The organism is Promicromonospora kroppenstedtii DSM 19349 (assembly GCF_000515355.1).
Lineage (GTDB): Bacteria > Actinomycetota > Actinomycetes > Actinomycetales > Cellulomonadaceae > Promicromonospora > Promicromonospora kroppenstedtii.
Map to the genome: position 1 here is coordinate 2,560 of NZ_KI911767.1, position 2,422 is coordinate 4,981.

The window sequence follows — 2,422 nt, forward strand, 5'->3', positions numbered from 1 at the left end:
GCCAGGACGACGAACGTCCTGGCAGCAGGTGCATGGTCATCCGCGGCAGGGGCCGGTCGAGCCGCGGACGATCAGCGCCGGCCGCTCCAACGGCACGGGCTCCTCGACGGTCTCGCCCAGCAGCGTCAGCAGCTTGGCCGCGGCCGCGCGCCCGCGCTGGAACGCGAACCGCTGGACCGTCGTCAGCGGCGGGTCCACCCATTCGCCCAGCGTGAGGCCCTCGAAGCCGACCACGGAGATGTCGTCGGGCACCCGGAGCCCGGCCGCCTGGATGGTGCGCATCCCCGCGATCGCCATGGTGTCGGTGCCGTACAGGATCGCCGTCGGTCGCACGTGACCCGCCAGGAGCGCCGTGGTCTCCTCGGCCGCGCGGGCCGGTGAGTACTCGACCGGTACGACGGCGTGCGGGCGCAGCCCGTGGTCCGCCAGCCGCCGGACGAACGCCTCGCGGCGCAGCTCGGGGAGCACGAAGTGCCGGGGCCCGCTGATGAACGCGACGCGCTCGTGGCCCAGCGACACCAGGTGGTCCACGGTCTCCGCGATCCCCGCGCTCGGCGGGTCGGCGTCCACGTACTCGATGGCGCCGGGCTCCCACGGGGCGCCGACGAGCACCGCCGGGAGGCCGAGCCGCGACATCAGCTCGGGCCGGGTGTCGCCGATCCGGGAGTTGGTGAGGATGATCCCGTCCATCCGCTGCCGCTCGGCGAGCGTGCGGTAGAAGTGCTCCTCGTCGTGCTGCCCGGTGATGAAGACGTTGAGCAGCAGCCCGTACTCGCGCGGGCTCAGCACCGACTCGATACCCGAGATGAAGTCCATGTTGCCGGCGCCGACGCCGGGCACCTTGCTGTCGCTCGTCAGCACCAGACCGATCGCCTGCGCGCGGGCCGTGCGCAGGGCGATCGCGGCCGCGCTGGGCCGCCAGTTGAGCTTGCGTGCGGCCTCGCGGATGCGCTCGGAGGTGGCCTCCGAGATGCGGCCGTTGCCGTTGAAGACCTTGGACACGGCACCCGCTGAGACGCCCGCCAGCGCGGCCACGTCGGTGATCGTCACCCGGCCGCTGCCGCGCGGCCCGGGCGGCGTCTTCGGTGCTGTCATGGGGCGCTCATCTCGAGCGCAATCTTACGTGGTCAATCGGTGCACCAGAGGAATTCAGCGCAGCCGCAGCGTGGCCACCAGGACGCCCGTCAGGCACAGCCCGCCACCCACCAGCGCGACCGGCGTCGGCACCTCGCCCAGCAGCGCCCAGGACATGAGGACCGCGAGCGGCGCGGCGGCGTAGGTCGCCGCGCCGAGCCTCCCCGCCGTCGTCCGCGTGAGGGCGTAGCCCCAGGTCACGAACGCGATCGCGGTGGGGAAGACGCCCAGGTAGACGACGCTCAGGGTGGCCGACGCCGGAGCCGCGGCGACCTCCGCCAGGAGCACCGGTGCGAACGGCAGGCACGCGATCGTGCCCGCGAGGCAGCCCAGCCAGGTCATGGTCAGCGAGTCGACCTGCGGGAGCAGGCGCTTCTGCAGGATGGTGCTCCCGGCGTAGACGACGGCGGCCGCGAGCCCGAGGAGCACGCTGACCACGTCGGAGGCGCCGCTGGAGGTAGCCAGCGCGATACCGGCCACGCCCGCGAACGCGATGCCGATGCCGGCCAGGAGTCGCGCGGGGAAGCCCTCGCCGAGCGAGATCCCGGCGAACACCGCGATGAGGATCGGCGCGAGGCCCACCAGCAGGGAGGCGGTGCCGGCGTCGAGCGTGCGCTCGGCCGCGTTGAGGGCGAGGTTGTACAGCCCGAACCACAGCACGCCCCAGACGGCGACACCCACCAGCGCCCGGCCGCGCGGCAGCCGGAGCTTGCCTGCCAGGCCGGCGATGACCGTGAGCGCGAGCGTGCCCACGAGGATGCGGCCCAGGGTGAGGGCGCCCGGCGTGTAGTCGAACCCGGCGGACCGGATGCCGATGAACGCGGAGCCCCACAGCACGACGGTGACCGCGGCGGCGGCCGGGACGAGCCAGCGGTTCGTCGCCGGCGGAGCGGCGTGGGCGGGCGGCGTCGCGGCCGGGGCCGGCGGGGTGACGGCGGTGCTCATGCCCGGAACTCTGCCCGGCGCGAGCGGCGAGGTCTGGCGGCTATCGGCCGTGGCGTTGGTCATGGTGCGATCCTTGCCCGAGACCACCGTGAAGCACCAGCGACTGTTCCTTCATCTGGATTCAGTCTCGCTGTACAGTGGCTCCATGCTCGACGTCCACCGCCTCCGGGTCTTCCGCTCCGTCGTCGCGTCCGGTTCCATCGGCGCCGCGGCGGCGAACCTCGGGTACACGCCGTCCGCCGTCAGCCAGCACGTCTCCGCGCTCCAGCGTGAGACCGGGCTCAAGCTGCTGGCGCGGCACGGCCGCGGCATCCGGCCCACGGCCGCCGGGCGCGCGCTGGCC

At 73.6% G+C, this 2,422-nt stretch carries 3 protein-coding genes; 1 reads left to right on the plus strand and 2 read right to left on the minus strand.

Annotated elements, in window-relative coordinates; translation table 11 throughout:
* Nucleotides 1-36: 36 nt before the first annotated feature.
* Together PROKR_RS30125 and PROKR_RS30130 are read right to left on the minus strand one after the other, a co-directional pair.
* A complete protein-coding gene (locus PROKR_RS30125) occupies nt 37-1,095 on the minus strand; it encodes a LacI family DNA-binding transcriptional regulator (RefSeq protein ID WP_051433527.1) in 1,059 nt (352 codons plus the stop codon).
* 54 nt (nt 1,096-1,149) lie between these two features.
* The gene (locus PROKR_RS30130) at nt 1,150-2,142 is read right to left on the minus strand and encodes a DMT family transporter (RefSeq protein ID WP_245606042.1); all 993 of its coding nucleotides are present in this window, start codon (nt 2,140-2,142) and stop codon (nt 1,150-1,152) included.
* Nucleotides 2,143-2,224: 82 nt separating this feature from the next.
* Between PROKR_RS30130 and PROKR_RS32035 the strand changes: the two genes are divergently transcribed.
* Nucleotides 2,225-2,422 (plus strand): helix-turn-helix domain-containing protein (locus PROKR_RS32035; RefSeq protein WP_157602895.1); only part of this gene is annotated, 198 nt, incomplete at its 3' end.